This window comes from Pseudomonas sp. BNK-45, from assembly GCF_047456255.1.
Taxonomy (GTDB): domain Bacteria; phylum Pseudomonadota; class Gammaproteobacteria; order Pseudomonadales; family Pseudomonadaceae; genus Aquipseudomonas.
On sequence record NZ_CP179909.1, the window covers coordinates 2,957,501 to 2,973,204 of the forward strand.

7 protein-coding genes, 2 tRNA genes and 3 rRNA genes (1 of these 12 cut by a window edge) are annotated in these 15,704 nt (G+C 62.8%); 10 read left to right on the top strand and 2 right to left on the bottom strand.

Annotation, left to right across the window (positions count from 1 at the left end; genetic code table 11):
* The 10 genes from ACMGG8_RS13860 to ACMGG8_RS13905 all read left to right on the top strand — a co-directional run.
* Nucleotides 1-68 (top strand): 16S ribosomal RNA (locus ACMGG8_RS13860); it begins 1,471 nt to the left of the window's first position.
* A 123-nt stretch (nucleotides 69-191) separates the two neighbouring features.
* A tRNA-Ile gene (locus tag ACMGG8_RS13865) sits at nucleotides 192-268 on the top strand.
* Between the two features lie 10 nt (nucleotides 269-278).
* A tRNA-Ala gene (locus ACMGG8_RS13870) sits at nucleotides 279-354 on the top strand.
* Between the two features lie 221 nt (nucleotides 355-575).
* A 23S ribosomal RNA gene (locus ACMGG8_RS13875) occupies nucleotides 576-3,467 on the top strand.
* A 138-nt stretch (nucleotides 3,468-3,605) separates the two neighbouring features.
* A 5S ribosomal RNA gene (rrf, locus tag ACMGG8_RS13880) occupies nucleotides 3,606-3,721 on the top strand.
* The 16S, 23S and 5S rRNA genes sit together here with 2 tRNA genes alongside, the layout of an rRNA operon.
* A gap of 328 nt (nucleotides 3,722-4,049) precedes the next feature.
* Nucleotides 4,050-5,942 carry a penicillin-binding protein 2 gene (mrdA, locus tag ACMGG8_RS13885; RefSeq protein WP_414159733.1) on the top strand — a complete coding sequence of 631 codons (1,893 nt, stop codon included), beginning with the start codon at nucleotides 4,050-4,052 and terminating at the stop codon, nucleotides 5,940-5,942.
* A gap of 332 nt (nucleotides 5,943-6,274) precedes the next feature.
* Nucleotides 6,275-8,179, top strand: coding sequence for a sigma-54-dependent Fis family transcriptional regulator (locus ACMGG8_RS13890; protein WP_060840320.1), 1,905 nt, complete (start codon nucleotides 6,275-6,277; stop codon nucleotides 8,177-8,179).
* A complete protein-coding gene (locus tag ACMGG8_RS13895; protein ID WP_414159734.1) occupies nucleotides 8,179-9,897 on the top strand; it encodes an ABC transporter ATP-binding protein in 1,719 nt (572 codons plus the stop codon). Before ACMGG8_RS13890 ends, ACMGG8_RS13895 begins: the two co-directional genes overlap by 1 nt.
* Nucleotides 9,887-10,570: a S8/S53 family peptidase gene (locus ACMGG8_RS13900; RefSeq protein ID WP_414159735.1), complete on the top strand. Its 684-nt coding sequence runs from the start codon at nucleotides 9,887-9,889 to the stop codon at nucleotides 10,568-10,570. Before ACMGG8_RS13895 ends, ACMGG8_RS13900 begins: the two co-directional genes overlap by 11 nt.
* Nucleotides 10,555-11,874: an NAD(P)/FAD-dependent oxidoreductase gene (locus ACMGG8_RS13905; RefSeq protein ID WP_414159736.1), complete on the top strand. Its 1,320-nt coding sequence runs from the start codon at nucleotides 10,555-10,557 to the stop codon at nucleotides 11,872-11,874. Before ACMGG8_RS13900 ends, ACMGG8_RS13905 begins: the two co-directional genes overlap by 16 nt.
* 145 nt (nucleotides 11,875-12,019) lie before the next feature.
* On the opposite strand, the gene ACMGG8_RS13910 is transcribed toward ACMGG8_RS13905, so the two are convergent.
* Nucleotides 12,020-13,939 carry an amidohydrolase gene (locus ACMGG8_RS13910; protein ID WP_414159737.1) on the bottom strand — a complete coding sequence of 640 codons (1,920 nt, stop codon included), beginning with the start codon at nucleotides 13,937-13,939 and terminating at the stop codon, nucleotides 12,020-12,022.
* Between the two features lie 186 nt (nucleotides 13,940-14,125).
* Entirely contained in the window at nucleotides 14,126-15,616 is a 1,491-nt protein-coding gene (locus tag ACMGG8_RS13915; RefSeq protein WP_414159738.1) for an aldehyde dehydrogenase family protein, read from the bottom strand.
* Nucleotides 15,617-15,704: the final 88 nt, after the last annotated feature.

Consider the following 15,704-nt stretch of genomic DNA (forward strand, 5'->3'; position numbering starts at 1 on the left):
GATTCATGACTGGGGTGAAGTCGTAACAAGGTAGCCGTAGGGGAACCTGCGGCTGGATCACCTCCTTAATCGACGACATCAGCTGCTTCATAAGCTCCCACACGAATTGCTTGATTCATTGAAGAAGACGATAGAAGCAGCTTTAAGCTCCAAGCTGATAGCTCCAAGCTAACAGTTACAAGCTCGAAATTGGGTCTGTAGCTCAGTTGGTTAGAGCGCACCCCTGATAAGGGTGAGGTCGGCAGTTCGAATCTGCCCAGACCCACCAATTTTGTTATGGGGCCATAGCTCAGCTGGGAGAGCGCCTGCCTTGCACGCAGGAGGTCAGCGGTTCGATCCCGCTTGGCTCCACCATAAACTGCTTCTGAAAGCTTAGAAATGAGCATTCACATTGAATGTTGATTTCTAGTCTTTTGATTAGATCGTTCTTTAAAAATTTGGGTATGTGATAGAAAGATAGACTGAACGTTACTTTCACTGGTAACGGATCAGGCTAAGGTAAAATTTGTGAGTTAAATTGCAAATTTTCGGCGAATGTCGTCTTCATAGTATAACCAGATTGCTTGGGGTTATATGGTCAAGTGAAGAAGCGCATACGGTGGATGCCTTGGCAGTCAGAGGCGATGAAAGACGTGGTAGCCTGCGATAAGCTTCGGGGAGTCGGCAAACAGACTTTGATCCGGAGATCTCTGAATGGGGGAACCCAGCCATCATAAGATGGTTATCTTGTACTGAATACATAGGTGCAAGAGGCGAACCAGGGGAACTGAAACATCTAAGTACCCTGAGGAAAAGAAATCAACCGAGATTCCCTTAGTAGTGGCGAGCGAACGGGGACTAGCCCTTAAGTGGCTTTGAGATTAGCGGAACGCTCTGGAAAGTGCGGCCATAGTGGGTGATAGCCCTGTACGCGAAAATCTCTTAGTCATGAAATCGAGTAGGACGGGGCACGAGAAACCTTGTCTGAATATGGGGGGACCATCCTCCAAGGCTAAATACTACTGACTGACCGATAGTGAACTAGTACCGTGAGGGAAAGGCGAAAAGAACCCCGGAGAGGGGAGTGAAATAGATCCTGAAACCGTATGCGTACAAGCAGTGGGAGCAGACTTTGTTCTGTGACTGCGTACCTTTTGTATAATGGGTCAGCGACTTATTTTCAGTGGCGAGCTTAACCGAATAGGGGAGGCGTAGCGAAAGCGAGTCTTAATAGGGCGTCTAGTCGCTGGGAATAGACCCGAAACCGGGCGATCTATCCATGGGCAGGTTGAAGGTTAGGTAACACTGACTGGAGGACCGAACCGACTACCGTTGAAAAGTTAGCGGATGACCTGTGGATCGGAGTGAAAGGCTAATCAAGCTCGGAGATAGCTGGTTCTCCTCGAAAGCTATTTAGGTAGCGCCTCATGTATCACTGTAGGGGGTAGAGCACTGTTTCGGCTAGGGGGTCATCCCGACTTACCAAACCGATGCAAACTCCGAATACCTACAAGTGCCGAGCATGGGAGACACACGGCGGGTGCTAACGTCCGTCGTGAAAAGGGAAACAACCCAGACCGTCAGCTAAGGTCCCAAAGTTATGGTTAAGTGGGAAACGATGTGGGAAGGCTTAGACAGCTAGGAGGTTGGCTTAGAAGCAGCCACCCTTTAAAGAAAGCGTAATAGCTCACTAGTCGAGTCGGCCTGCGCGGAAGATGTAACGGGGCTCAAACCATACACCGAAGCTACGGGTATCACGTAAGTGATGCGGTAGAGGAGCGTTCTGTAAGCCTGTGAAGGTGAGTTGAGAAGCTTGCTGGAGGTATCAGAAGTGCGAATGCTGACATGAGTAACGACAATGGGTGTGAAAAACACCCACGCCGAAAGACCAAGGTTTCCTGCGCAACGTTAATCGACGCAGGGTTAGTCGGTCCCTAAGGCGAGGCTGAAAAGCGTAGTCGATGGAAAACAGGTTAATATTCCTGTACTTCTAGTTATTGCGATGGAGGGACGGAGAAGGCTAGGCCAGCTTGGCGTTGGTTGTCCAAGTTTAAGGTGGTAGGCTGGAATCTTAGGTAAATCCGGGGTTCTAAGGCCGAGAGCTGATGACGAGTTACCTTTTAGGTGACGAAGTGGTTGATGCCATGCTTCCAAGAAAAGCTTCTAAGCTTCAGATAACTAGGAACCGTACCCCAAACCGACACAGGTGGTTGGGTAGAGAATACCAAGGCGCTTGAGAGAACTCGGGTGAAGGAACTAGGCAAAATGGCACCGTAACTTCGGGAGAAGGTGCGCCGGTGAGGGTGAAGGACTTGCTCCGTAAGCTCATGCCGGTCGAAGATACCAGGCCGCTGCGACTGTTTATTAAAAACACAGCACTCTGCAAACACGAAAGTGGACGTATAGGGTGTGACGCCTGCCCGGTGCCGGAAGGTTAATTGATGGGGTTAGCTAACGCGAAGCTCTTGATCGAAGCCCCGGTAAACGGCGGCCGTAACTATAACGGTCCTAAGGTAGCGAAATTCCTTGTCGGGTAAGTTCCGACCTGCACGAATGGCGTAACGATGGCGGCGCTGTCTCCACCCGAGACTCAGTGAAATTGAAATCGCTGTGAAGATGCAGTGTATCCGCGGCTAGACGGAAAGACCCCGTGAACCTTTACTATAGCTTTGCACTGGACTTTGAATTTGCTTGTGTAGGATAGGTGGGAGGCTTTGAAGCGTGAACGCCAGTTTGCGTGGAGCCATCCTTGAAATACCACCCTGGCAACTTTGAGGTTCTAACTCAGGTCCGTTATCCGGATCGAGGACAGTGTATGGTGGGTAGTTTGACTGGGGCGGTCTCCTCCTAAAGAGTAACGGAGGAGTACGAAGGTGCGCTCAGACCGGTCGGAAATCGGTCGTAGAGTATAAAGGCAAAAGCGCGCTTGACTGCGAGACAGACACGTCGAGCAGGTACGAAAGTAGGTCTTAGTGATCCGGTGGTTCTGTATGGAAGGGCCATCGCTCAACGGATAAAAGGTACTCCGGGGATAACAGGCTGATACCGCCCAAGAGTTCATATCGACGGCGGTGTTTGGCACCTCGATGTCGGCTCATCACATCCTGGGGCTGAAGCCGGTCCCAAGGGTATGGCTGTTCGCCATTTAAAGTGGTACGCGAGCTGGGTTTAGAACGTCGTGAGACAGTTCGGTCCCTATCTGCCGTGGACGTTTGAGATTTGAGAGGGGCTGCTCCTAGTACGAGAGGACCGGAGTGGACGAACCTCTGGTGTTCCGGTTGTCACGCCAGTGGCATTGCCGGGTAGCTATGTTCGGAAAAGATAACCGCTGAAAGCATCTAAGCGGGAAACTTGCCTCAAGATGAGATCTCACTGGGATCTTGAATCCCCTAAAGGGCCGTCGAAGACTACGACGTTGATAGGTTGGGTGTGTAAGCGCTGTGAGGCGTTGAGCTAACCAATACTAATTGCCCGTGAGGCTTGACCATATAACACCCAAGCAATTTGCTTAAGAAGCGAGTTGCGGTGTGTGAAGACGAAACGAACCGAAAGTTTGCAAACACACAAGCCTATTACATACCCATTCGCTGGCACGTTGCACAAGCAACGGACTGGCTACCGAATTTCTTGACGACCATAGAGCGTTGGAACCACCTGATCCCATCCCGAACTCAGAAGTGAAACGATGCATCGCCGATGGTAGTGTGGGGTTTCCCCATGTGAGAGTAGGTCATCGTCAAGATTAAATTCCGAAACCCCAATTGCGAAAGCAGTTGGGGTTTTGTTTTTGCGCTGCAGAAAAGCTGCGCTGCTGCAGCCGGCCATGACCGCTCGGCTGCGGCTGCCAGCACCCCGCGACAGTGCCTGGGTTGCGGCCTACCCCCGCTGTAGCGGGCTCTACCGCCATCGGCTTATACCCTGGGGCTGGAGGACCGGCACCACTGATCAGTGACGAGGGAAATCCCCTCAAAATCGATGGGCAGTTTTTGGTATGGTGCAGCTCTTTTTTAGGGACTTGAGTTCATCCGCACGGATCAGCGTCGACCTCTATTCAACGAGAAGCTGTAGCAATGCCCGAAGCGATTCCGATCAAGGACCATGAAAAAGAAAACCGCCTGGTCAATAAGCGCCTGCTGGCCTGCGCTGCGCTGGTGGTGGCCATCACCTGTGCTCTGGTAGGGCGCATGTATTTCCTCCAGGTGGTTGAGTTCGACTATCACTCCACCATCTCGGAAAACAACCGCGTCCACGTGCTGCCGATCACCCCAACCCGCGGGTTGATCTATGACCGCAATGGCGTGGTCCTGGCCGACAACCGCCCCAGCTTCAACCTGACCATCACCCGCGAACGCACCACCGACCTCAAGGGCGAGCTGGACACCGTGGTCGACCTGCTGCACCTGCCGCCAGAAGACCGCACCCTGTTCGACAAGGAAATGAAGCAGGCCCGCCACCCCTTCGTTCCCGTGACCCTGTTCTACGAGCTCACTGAAGAGCAGATCGCCGTATTGGCAGTCAACGAATACCGCCTGCCGGGCCTGGATGTCGAAGCCCAGTTCGTTCGCCACTACCCCATGGGCGCGCACTTTGCCCACTCCATCGGCTACGTCGGACGGATCAACGAAAAGGAAGCCAAGACCCTGGATTCGGTGGAGTACCGTGGCACCCAATCCATCGGCAAGACCGGCATCGAGAAGTTCTACGAGTCCGAACTGCACGGCCACGTGGGCTACGAAGAAGTCGAAACCAACGCCCAGGGCCGGGTGATGCGCGTGCTCAGGCACACCGATCCGATCCCCGGCAAGAACATCGTCCTGAGCCTGGACATCAAGCTCCAGGAAGCCGCCGAAGAAGCCCTCGGGGATCGCCGCGGCTCCGTGGTCGCCCTCGATCCGGCCACCGGTGAAGTGCTGGCCATGGTCAGCAAGCCCAGCTTCGACCCCAACCTGTTCGTCACCGGCATCAGCTTCAAGGAATACGCGGCGCTGCACGATTCCATTGACCGCCCCTTGTTCAACCGGGTGCTGCGCGGCCTCTATGCCCCAGGCTCCACCATCAAGCCGGAAGTGGCGATTGCCGGCCTTGATACCGGCGTAGTCACCGCATCGACCCGCGTCTTCGACCCGGGCTACTACCAACTGCCGGACTTCGACCACAAATACCGCAACTGGAACCACAGCGGCGATGGCTGGGTGGACATGGACGCCGCGATCATGCGCTCCAACGACACCTACTTCTACGACCTGGCGCACAAGCTCGGCATCGACCGCCTGCACGACTACATGGCGATGTTCGGCCTCGGCGAAAAAGTCTCCCTGGACATGTTCGAAGAATCCCCCGGCCTGATGCCGTCCCAGGCCTGGAAGCGCGCCACTCGCCGCCAGCCCTGGTTCCCGGGGGAAACCGTGATCCTCGGCATCGGCCAGGGCTACATGCAGGTCACCCCGCTGCAACTGGCCCAGGCCACCGCGCTGATTGCCAACAAGGGCGTGTGGAACCGCCCGCACCTGGCCAAGACCATCGACGGCGTGGCCCCGGTGGATGAGCACCCGATGCCCAACATCCTGCTGAAGAACCCCCGCGACTGGGATCAGGTCAACCACGGCATGCAAATGGTCATGCACGACCCGCGCGGCATTGCCCGCGCCGCAGCCGCCGGAGCGCAATACCGCATTGCCGGCAAGAGTGGCACCGCCCAGGTGGTGGCGATCAAGCAGGGCGAACGCTACGACCGCCTCAAGACCCGCGAGCGCAATCGCGACAACGCCCTGTTCGTCGGCTTCGCCCCCGCCGAACACCCGCAGATCGTGATCTCGGTGATGATCGAGAATGGCGAAGCCGGCGGCCGGGTCGCCGGCCCCGTGGTGCGACAGATCATGGACGCCTGGCTGCTGGACCAGAACGGCCACCTCAAGCCGCAATACGCCGCCCCGGCCAAGGCTCCCGGTGATCCCCACGTCTGAGTCATTTCACCTCCGGCGATCCGCGATCTGTCGCAAGCTTCCTGTGCCGCTCCAGCATCCATGGCATGGCCGTGGCCGGAGGATGGTCGGACCATACGGTACTTGCCATTTGCTTGACGTAAACGTCAAGATGCCCGAGCGCCAACACCGACTGGCGCAGGTTTTGCTTGATCTTGAAGGAACGGCAGAGCAATGCAGGGCGACCCGCTGATCCGGGTCAGACCCCTTTACTGCCCCCTGAACCCGGTGTAGACATTGACCACGGCTTGCGTGCCTCGCGCAATCCAAGGGAGTGGAGCGGGTACGGCGGGCGGACCGATTCGGAGCGCTTGATGACTCTTATAAAAACAATAAAGGGTGAGCAGCAACACGAAGCCCGGCTGGCCCGGGAGCGGCTGCACCTGGAAGGCGAGATCCCCGACGGGGTCCTGCGTGCGGAAATCGATGCTTCATGGCGGCGCAGCCTGAGCCATGGCGTGCACTTTGGCAGCCAGCATCAACTGACCCTGGAATCTGGCGCCAGCCTCGACGTGCTGCTGGCCAGCAACCGCCTGTTGCTGGACGCGGCGCTCCCGGCCATCGATTACCTGAACCAGCATCAAGGCAAGGACGGCCTGATCATCCTGGCCAATGCCGACGCCACCATCCTGGCCATCGAAGGCCGCGCCGACCGGCTCAAGGACAGCGGCGTGCAGGACATCACCCTCGGCGCCTGCTGGAGCGAGGCCACCCGTGGCACCAACGCCCTGGGCACGGCCCTGGTGGAAGCGCGGCCGACCCTGATCGATTGCGGTGAGCATTACCTGGACCGCCTCAGCCATTTTTCCTGTACCTCGGTGCCGATCCAGTGCCCCCAGGGCGAGATGATCGGGGTGCTCGACCTGACCCGCGAAGGCCCCCTGGGGCGGGCCCAGGACAGCACCGCGTTGTTGTCCATGGCGGTCAGCCAGATCGAGGCGCGGGTGTTCCATGCCTCCTACCCGGAGCAGATCGTCCTGGCCTTCCACAATCGTCGGCAATACCTCGAATCGCCGTGGCAGGGGCTGTTGGCCCTGAGCCTGGGCGGGCAGATCCTCGCGGTCAGCGGCCAGGCCTGCCAGTTGCTCAACACCCCGCGCGCGGCCCTGGTGGGGCGGCGCTGCGAAGAGTTCCTCGGGGTCGATGGCCTGCAATTGCTGGCACGCCTGCAACAAGGGGCGGTAGGTAGCCTGCAGACCGCCAAGGGCGAGCTGTTCTACAAGGCCCTGCGGGCGCCGCAACCGTCGCTGAACCTGCATCGGGCGCGGCGCAGCGCCGCGAAAACCGCGCCGCTGCCCCAGGACCTGGAAGCCCTGGCCGGCGGCAACAGCCGCTACGCCCGCACCTTGCGCATGGCCCGCCAGGGCCTGGCCAATGGCTTGCCGGTGTTGCTGCTGGGCGAGACCGGCACCGGCAAGGAGGTGCTGGCCCGGGCCCTGCACCGCGCCGGCAGCCGGGCTGAAAAACCCTTTGTCGCGGTCAACTGCGCGGCCATCCCCGAAGGCCTGATCGAGTCGGAACTGTTCGGCTACCGCGAAGGCGCCTTTACCGGCTCACGTCGCGGCGGCATGATCGGGCGCCTGCAACAGGCCCATGGCGGCACCCTGTTCCTCGATGAGATCGGCGACATGCCCCTGGCCCTGCAAGCCCGGCTGCTACGGGTCCTGCAAGACCGCAAGGTGGCGCCTCTGGGGGCCGGCGAAGAACAGGACATCGACATCGCGCTGATCTGCGCCACCCACCGTGACCTCAAGCAGCAAGTGCAGGACAAGGCCTTTCGCGAAGACCTGTTCTACCGGGTCAACGGCATCAGCGTGCTGCTGCCGGCCCTGCGTGAACGCGAAGACCTGCAGCCGCTGGTGGACAGCCTGCTGGCCAGGCTCGGCGGCGCCGACGTGAGCCTTAGCGGCGAGCTGCGCCGGTTGCTGGCGGACTACCACTGGCCGGGCAATATCCGTCAGTTGGAGATGGTCCTGCGCACCGCCCTGGCCCTGCGCGAAGAGGGCGAACGGCAGATCGGCCTGGAGCACCTGCCCGACAGCATGCTCGACGACCTCAACGCCCATGCACGACCGCCCACCGGAAGCATCCGCGAGAACGAGCTGGAGCTGATCCGCAGCGCCCTGGACAACCACCAGGGCAATGTCTCGGCGGCGGCGGACGCCCTGGGCATCAGCCGCGCGACCCTGTACCGCAAGCTCAAACAGTTGCGCGCCTGATGCGGCGCCTGATCACCCGGCTGGTGGACAGCCGCGATCCCCAGGCACTGAGTGCGGCCCTGGGCTGGCTCTACGGCTTCGTCCGGCCGCATCGGCTGGCCATTGGCGGGCTGCTGGGGCTGTCGGTGTGCGCCTCCCTGCTGGTGCTGGTGCAACCCTGGCTGACCAAGCTGCTGATCGACGACGGCCTGCTGGCCCGGGACTTTCCCCGGCTGGTGCTGATCGCCGGCCTGATGATCGGCGCCGGGCTGCTGGGCACGCTGCTCTCCGGAGTCAATCGCTACCTGCATACGCGGTTGTCCGGGCGCATCCTGTTCGCCCTGCGCGACGATCTCTACCGGCACTTGCAGCGCCTGTCGCCGGGCTTCTACGGGCAAAGGCGGATCGGTGACCTGATGTCGCGCCTGGACGGTGACGTCGCGGAGATCCAGCGCTTTGCCGTGGACTCGCTGTTCTCCGCGGTGTCCAGCGTGATCGGACTGGTGGTGGCGCTGGCCATGCTGCTGACCCTGTCCTGGCAACTCTCGCTCCTGGCCCTGCTGCTGATCCCCCTGGACGTGCTCTGGCTGCGCTGGATGCGGCGCAAGGTCGAGCGCGATGTGCGCCAGTTGCGCGAGCGTTCGGCGGACATGTCCTCGTTCTTGGTGGAAACCCTGCCGGTGATGAAATTCATCCAGAGTGCCGGCCAGCAGCAGCGCGAAGCACAGCGCCTGGACCGCCTCGGCCAGGGCTACCTGAACCAGTTGCTGAAGCTGCAAGTCACCGAGTTCTTCACCCAGGCGGTGCCCGGCACCCTGACCTCATTGTCCCGGGCCTGCGCCTTCCTGATCGGCGGCTACTGGGTGGTGCAGGGCACCTGGCAACTGGGGGCGCTGATTGCCTTTTCCACTTACCTGGGCATGGCGGTGGGCCCGGTGCAGAGCCTGCTCGGGCTGTACGTGGCGATCCAGCGCATGACCGTGAGCCTGGGCCGGGTCATGGAGCTGCGCGGTGAAGAGCCGGGCATCACCAACCCCGAGGCGCCGCTGCCGGTGCCGGAGCAGGGCGAGCTGCATTTGCACGCCGTGCACTTTTGCCATCCGGGGCGCGGCATGACCTTGCAGGGCATCGAAGCGCGGATTCCCTACGGCCGCAAAGTGGCGCTCAGCGGCAGCTCGGGGGCGGGCAAGAGCACCCTGATCGACCTGCTGCAGCGCCACCACGACCCGCAATCCGGGCAGGTGCTGCTGGGCGGCGTCGACCTGCGCCAACTGGACCTGACGCAACTGCGACGGCGGGTGGCGGTGGTCAGCCAGGACATCGTGCTGTTTCGCGGCAGCCTGGCGGACAACCTGGCCTACAGCGTGCCCGACGCCAGCCGCGAGGCCGTGGCCGAAGTGGCGCGGCTGGCGCAACTGCAGAGCCTGATCGAGGCCCTGCCCGAAGGCCTGGACAGCCCCCTGGGCGAGCGCGGCCAGCAGTTGTCCGGCGGGCAGAAACAACGCATCGCCATCGCCCGGGCCCTGCTTCAGGACCCGATGATCCTGGTGCTGGACGAAGCTACTTCGGCGGTGGACGAGGCCACCGAGCGCGAGGTGATCGAGGCCATCGACCGACTGTTCGCCGGGCGCACGCGCATCCTCATCAGCCACCGGCCTTCGACCCTGGCCGACGCCGAGCTGCGATTCGAGTTGCGCGAGGGTGTACTGCACGTGCTGGAGGCAACCCATGAAACCTGAACTGCGCATTGGCGTGATCGACAGCGGCCATGCCGCCCACCAGCGGATAGCGGCCGGGCGCCGATTCTTCCTGCAAGCCGAAGGGGTGAGCGAGGGGCCGTTGCAGGAGGACGCCCTCGGCCACGGCCGCGCGATCATCCAGGCCATCGGCCAGCGCGCGCCGGCGGCCCGGCTCTATGTGGCCCAGGTGTTCGATGCCCGTGGGGTCACCAGCGCCGCGCAGGTCAGCGCCGCCTTGTACTGGCTGCTGGAACAGCAGGTGCGGCTGATCAACCTGAGCCTGGGCCTGCGCCAGGATCGTGACCTGCTGCGCCAGGCCTGTGCCGCGGCCGCAGCCCGTGGAGTGCTGTTGTGCGCGTCCAGCCCGGCCCAGGGCGAGCCCGTGTTTCCGGCCAGCTACCCCGGGGTGTGGCGGGTCACGGGCGATGCGCGATGCAGCGCGCAGCAGTGGTCATGGCTGAACACCGCGCAGGCGGATTTTGCCGCCTGCGTGCGTGGCAGCAGCCCGGGGCAATCCGGCGCCAGCCTGGGCTGCGCGGCCCTGAGCGGGCACATCGCCGCCTACCTGGGCGCCCACCCGGACGCCAGCAACACCCAGGTCCAGCAGTGGCTGCAAGACAACGCCCGGTACCAGGGCCCGGAACGGCGGCAGTGGCCATGCACGGCATCCTGATCCTGGGGGCGGGCCCGGCGGGGGCCGCGGTGGCGCTGGGGCTGCGACGCCTCGGCTACCCGGTGACCCTGGTCAGCGACTGGCGGCGCTTTGCGGCCCTGGAAGGGGTTTCGCTGCGGGTGCTGGAAGCACTGCGCGGGGCCGGCCTGGAACAGGCGCTGGCCCAGGCCCTGCAAGCGTCCCAGCGACGGGTGGCGTGGAACGGCGAGGAGCATGCACAGAACATCGAGTACCTGCTGGACCGCCCGGCCTTCGACCGTGGTCTGCGCGAGGCCCTGCGCGAGGCCGGGGTGCAGCTGATCGAGGGCCGGGTGCTGGGGGTACAGTCCAGCGAGGCCGGGCACCGGGTCCAGGTGCAGGGACAGGCGGAGCTGGTCGGCGAGTTCCTGGTCGAGGCCCGCGGGCGCCAGGCGCCGGCGCTGGGGAAAACGCTGCGCCATGGCGACGGCCAGGCACTGCGCGGGGCGCCAACCCTGAGCCTGCTCAACCGCTGGCAGGGCCCCGGCGGCAGCGCCGCCAGCGCGGTGTACAGCCTGGAAGACGGCTGGGCCTGGATGGCCCGGCGCGAAGATGGCCAGTGCTACTGGCAACTGACCCTGGATGTAGCCAGCGCCGGGCTGCCGGGCAAGGCGCAGTTGCTGGCCTACTGTCGCCAGCGCCGCCAGGCGTCGGCCCTGGCCCGGGAGTTCTTTGCCGGTGGCGAGGAACGGCAACTGCACCTGCATGCCCGCAGCAGCACGGCGATTCTCAGCCCCCAGGTGTGTGGCGCCAACTGGCTGCGGGTCGGCGATGCGGCGATGGCGGTGGACCCCTTGTCCGGCAACGGCATTTTCCAGTCCCTGTCCTCGGCCCTGCAGGCCCCGGCGGTGATCAACACCCTGTTGCAGCGGCCACAGCGTGCAGCGCTGGCGCAGCGCTTCCATGGGCAGCGGGTGGAGCAGCTGTTCCTGCGTTTTGCGCGCATTGGCCGGGATTTCTACGCCGCTGAGCAGCGCTGGCCCGAACAGCCGTTCTGGCAGGCCCGGCGATGCTGGCCGGACCCGCAGCCGGCGCACGCCGCCGCGGACTTTGCAGCCTTGCGCATCGAGCGCGCCCCGGTATTGCGCGATGGCCTGGTGGATGAAGCCGACGTGGTGATCACCCCGGACCAGCCCCTGGGCATCTGGCATGTGCAGGGCGTGGAACTGGCACCGCTGTTGCGGCGCTTGCAACAGCAACCGGCGGCCCAGGCCCTGGCGGACCTCGGCCCGGAGCAGGGGCGGGGCGTGCGGGGCTGGTTACTGGCCCAGGGATACCGACCCTAACTGTCCCCCAACAGGAACTGTAGAAGCGAGCTTGCTCGCGAACCGCGCAGCGGCCATCCACGACATCAGGCCCTTTTCGCCGGCAAGCCGGCTCCTACAAGGTGCGCCGGGGGCTTGAGCAACCCCCGGCTTGCATTGGCCGCGGTCAGTTTCGGGGGTTGAGGTACACCCGTTGGCCGCCTTTCCAGGTTTCGCGGATCTGGATGTCGCGAATCTGGGTAGCCGGGACCTTCTCGTCCAACGGGTCCTGATCGAGGATCACCAAGTCGGCGAAATTCCCGTCCTGCAGCGACCCGGTCCAGGCCTCGGCATGACACTGCCAGGCGGCGTCGTAGGTGATGGCCTTCAGCGCCTGCTGGCGGGTCAGGCATTCGGCTTCATTGAGAATGGGTTGCAGGCGTGGGTCGTTGACGAACTGCTGGTCGTGATTGCGGATGCCCTCCATCTTGCGGGTCACCGCCTGTTCCATCGAGCGCAGGGGCCCCAATGGGGTCACCGAATAGTCGCTGTGCAGGGAAATCCGCAGCTTGTGGTCCAGGGCCGACTTGCACAGGTCGAGCATCTTCTGGGCCTTGCTCTCGAAAATGGCTTTATCGAAGGCATAGCCCCAGTAGCCGACATGACCAATCAGGAAGCTCGGTGACAGACCCAGGCGCTGCATGGTTTCCAGGGTGTTCGGGGTGAGCAGGGAGCAGTGTTCGATGCGATGGCGCTTGTCCAGGCCGCTCTGGCCCTGCAGGGCCAGGTCATAGGCTTGCAGAGTGAATTCGATGGCCCGATCGCCGTTGGCATGGATCATCAGCGGCCAACCCTTTTTCACCGCCGCGTGGATGAAGTCCTTGTAGCGATCCGGAAGCTGTTGCGGGCTGTCGTTGCCCTCGTCGCAGAGGTTGAAGTTGCCCACGGGGCGGTCTGTCTTGCAGCAGTAGTCCTCGACCTGATAGCCGGTCAGGCCCTGGTTGGACCCGTCCGAGATCACCTTGATCGAGCCCTGATACAGGTGCTTGGCCTCTTCCCGTGTGGCCGGCCGATAGTCCGGCAACCGTTTGAGGGCTTCGAGCGAGTTGTTGCAGGCGGCGGCGTAGCCGATCCGCAGCTTTCTGGGGTGGGTCAGGAAGTAGGCGTTCAAAACCAGTTTTGACAGGGGATCCATCATCGCGTCGTAGAGCAGGGTGATCCCGCGGCTGACAGCGGTCTCGAAGAAGGTGTCGAGGCGCTTGAAGATCTTCAGCATCTCCAGCTTCTGCTTGGCGGGAATCGACAGGATCCCGGCCACTATCTGGGTTTCCTGCAGAACACCGTTCTCGACCATGATCCCGGTTTTTTCATGCACCAGATCCCTGGCCGCCGTGTTCATGTAGGCGGTGTGCATGGACGCGCTGATCAGCAGCATCGGCCGCTTGGCCTCGATGCTGTCCAGGTAGCCTTCTTCGGGCCCGTCGCCACATTGCAGGGTCATGAGCTGGTTCAGGCCACCCGGCACCACTTTGAAGGGCATCAGCGCCGGATCGACCAGATGCCCGAGAATCCAGCTGGAACTGTCCTCGGGCAGGTTGCTCTGGATGGTTTCCTTCAGCCAGGTCCAGTTGTAGACAGGTCGCAGCCGCTGGCTGCGATGGTCTTGCTGCGGATCGCTGTCGAGCGGGTCGGGCTCGATGGCGCCCAGGTTCAGCCAGCCGTCCATGGCGCAGCTTTGCACGATGTGGGCGTGTGGCTCGACCAGGCCGGGCAGCAGGGTCTTGCCATGCAGCGACTGCTTTTTGTACTCGATGCCCAGGGCCTGCATGCGGGCTTCGACGGCGGCCAGGGTGCCCAACGCGACCACGTCGCCGGCATGGATGCCCAGGGCTTCGACCCGGTCCTCCATGTTGCCGTCGCGCAAGGGGTAGATGATGCCGTCATGAAAAACCAGGGACTCGCCGCTCGGATCCTTGGCGGGGCCATGCGCGGCGTTGGCATGACTGGCGATATAGCTGGCGGGGTCGAGGGTGTCTTTCAGGGCTTCCCAGACGGGATTGTGGCAGCCGCACTGGATGTAATCGTGATCATTTCCATTTGATCCCATGATGCATTCCTCAGGTTTTCGGGGGTGATGAGGCGTTGTGGGGAAGGCGAGCCCGGGCCCTTGACGCTGGGCCGCGAGCCGGCTCGGGCTCAGCGTAGCAGCGCTTGGCCCGCTGAACAGGGCGGTCGTCGGGGGCGCCGGACCCCCTCCGGCGCCCCGGAGCGGGGCGGTTGGCCGGGGTGCGGATCAGAGCTTGATCAGCACCGATTTCAGCTCGGTGTAGTGCTCGATGGCGGCATGGCCCATTTCCCGGCCGACCCCGGACATCTTGTAGCCGCCAAACGGCAGCGCCGGGTCCAGGGCGCTGTGGCAGTTGACCCACACCGAACCGGACTTGATCTTCGGAATCATCCGGTGCACCGCCGCCAGGTCGTTGGACCAGATGCTCGCGCCCAGGCCGTAGGGGCTGTCGTTGGCCAGGCGCAGGGCGTCGGCTTCATCGTCGAAGGGAATCGCCACCAGCACCGGGCCGAAGATTTCTTCCTGAACCAGGGCATGCTGCTGGTCGACATCGGCGATCACCGTCGGCTGGACGAAATACCCCGGGCCGAACTGTTCGCCGCCGCAGGCAATGGTGGCGCCGCTGTCGCGGCCCATCTCGATGTAGCGATAGACCCGCTCCTGCTGGCGCGCGGAAATCAGCGGGCCCATGTCGACGCTGCTGTCCAGGCCGTTGCCCAGCTTCATGGCGTTGGCGATGCCGGCAATGTCGGCCACCACGTTGTCAAAATGCTTGCGCTGCACATACAGCCGCGAACCGGCGCAGCACACCTGGCCCTGGTTGAAGAAGATCGCGCTGGCGGCCCCGGCGGCGGCGCTGGCCAGGTCGGCGTCGGCCATGACGATGGTCGGCGACTTGCCCCCCAGTTCCAGGGTCACCCGGGTCATGGAGTCCATGGCGATCTTGCCGATTTCCTTGCCCACCGCGGTGGAGCCGGTGAAGGTCAGCTTGTCCACCAGGGGGTTGCGGGTCAGGGCGCTGCCGGCGGTGATGCCGGTGCCGGTGACCACGTTGAACACGCCGTCGGGGTAGCCGGCTTCCTGCACCAGTTCCGCCAGCTTCAGGGCGCTGAGCGGGGTTTCGTCGGCCGGCTTGAGCACCAGGGTGCAGCCGGTGGCCAGGGCCGGGCCGAGCTTCCAGCAGGCCAGCAGCAGGGGGAAGTTCCAGGCGACGATGGCGCCGACCACGCCTACCGCCTCGCGGCGGATGAAACTGTGGAACTGATCGTTGGGCATCAGCGGCAGCGACACCTCGACGCTGGCGCCTTCGATCTTGGTCGCCCAGCCGGCCATGTAGCGCAAGAAGTCGATGGACAGCTGCACGTCCATGGCCTGGGCCACGGCGGCGCTCTTGCCGTTGTTCAGGCATTCCAGCTGGGCCAGCAGTTCGGCGTCGCGCTGCATCAGGTCGGCGAGCTTCCACAGCAGGTTCTGCCGCTCCCGGGGGCGGGTGCGGCTCCAGGGCGAATCATCGAACGCCTGGCGCGCCGCCAATACGGCGCGGTCGACGTCATCCACCGTGGCCCGGGGTACCAGGCACAGCTGTTCGCCGGTGGCGGGGTTGCGCAGGGGCATGGTCTGGCCGTCGGCGGCCTCGACCCAGTGGGCGCCGATCAACATGCGCGGAACGCGCTGGATAAACGCCGTGGTAGCGGCGAGCAGGGGGGCAATAGCCATGACGAAGCCTCTTGTTGTAGGTGAGGCAGGGGCTTTCGCAATGGCTGTGCCAGATCTGCAGAAGTCGCGCAGCCCCGGGATCCGGGGC

Bases quoted from the DNA above. Each gene is read 5' to 3' on its own strand.
- mrdA (WP_414159733.1), top strand. From the start codon at position 4,050: ATGCCCGAAGCGATTCCGATCAAGGACCATGAAAAAGAAAACCGCCTG.
- ACMGG8_RS13890 (WP_060840320.1), top strand. From the start codon at position 6,275: ATGACTCTTATAAAAACAATAAAGGGTGAGCAGCAACACGAAGCCCGG.
- ACMGG8_RS13895 (WP_414159734.1), top strand. From the start codon at position 8,179: ATGCGGCGCCTGATCACCCGGCTGGTGGACAGCCGCGATCCCCAGGCA.
- ACMGG8_RS13900 (WP_414159735.1), top strand. From the start codon at position 9,887: ATGAAACCTGAACTGCGCATTGGCGTGATCGACAGCGGCCATGCCGCC.
- ACMGG8_RS13905 (WP_414159736.1), top strand. From the start codon at position 10,555: ATGCACGGCATCCTGATCCTGGGGGCGGGCCCGGCGGGGGCCGCGGTG.
- ACMGG8_RS13910 (WP_414159737.1), bottom strand. From the start codon at position 13,939: ATGGGATCAAATGGAAATGATCACGATTACATCCAGTGCGGCTGCCAC.
- ACMGG8_RS13915 (WP_414159738.1), bottom strand. From the start codon at position 15,616: ATGGCTATTGCCCCCCTGCTCGCCGCTACCACGGCGTTTATCCAGCGC.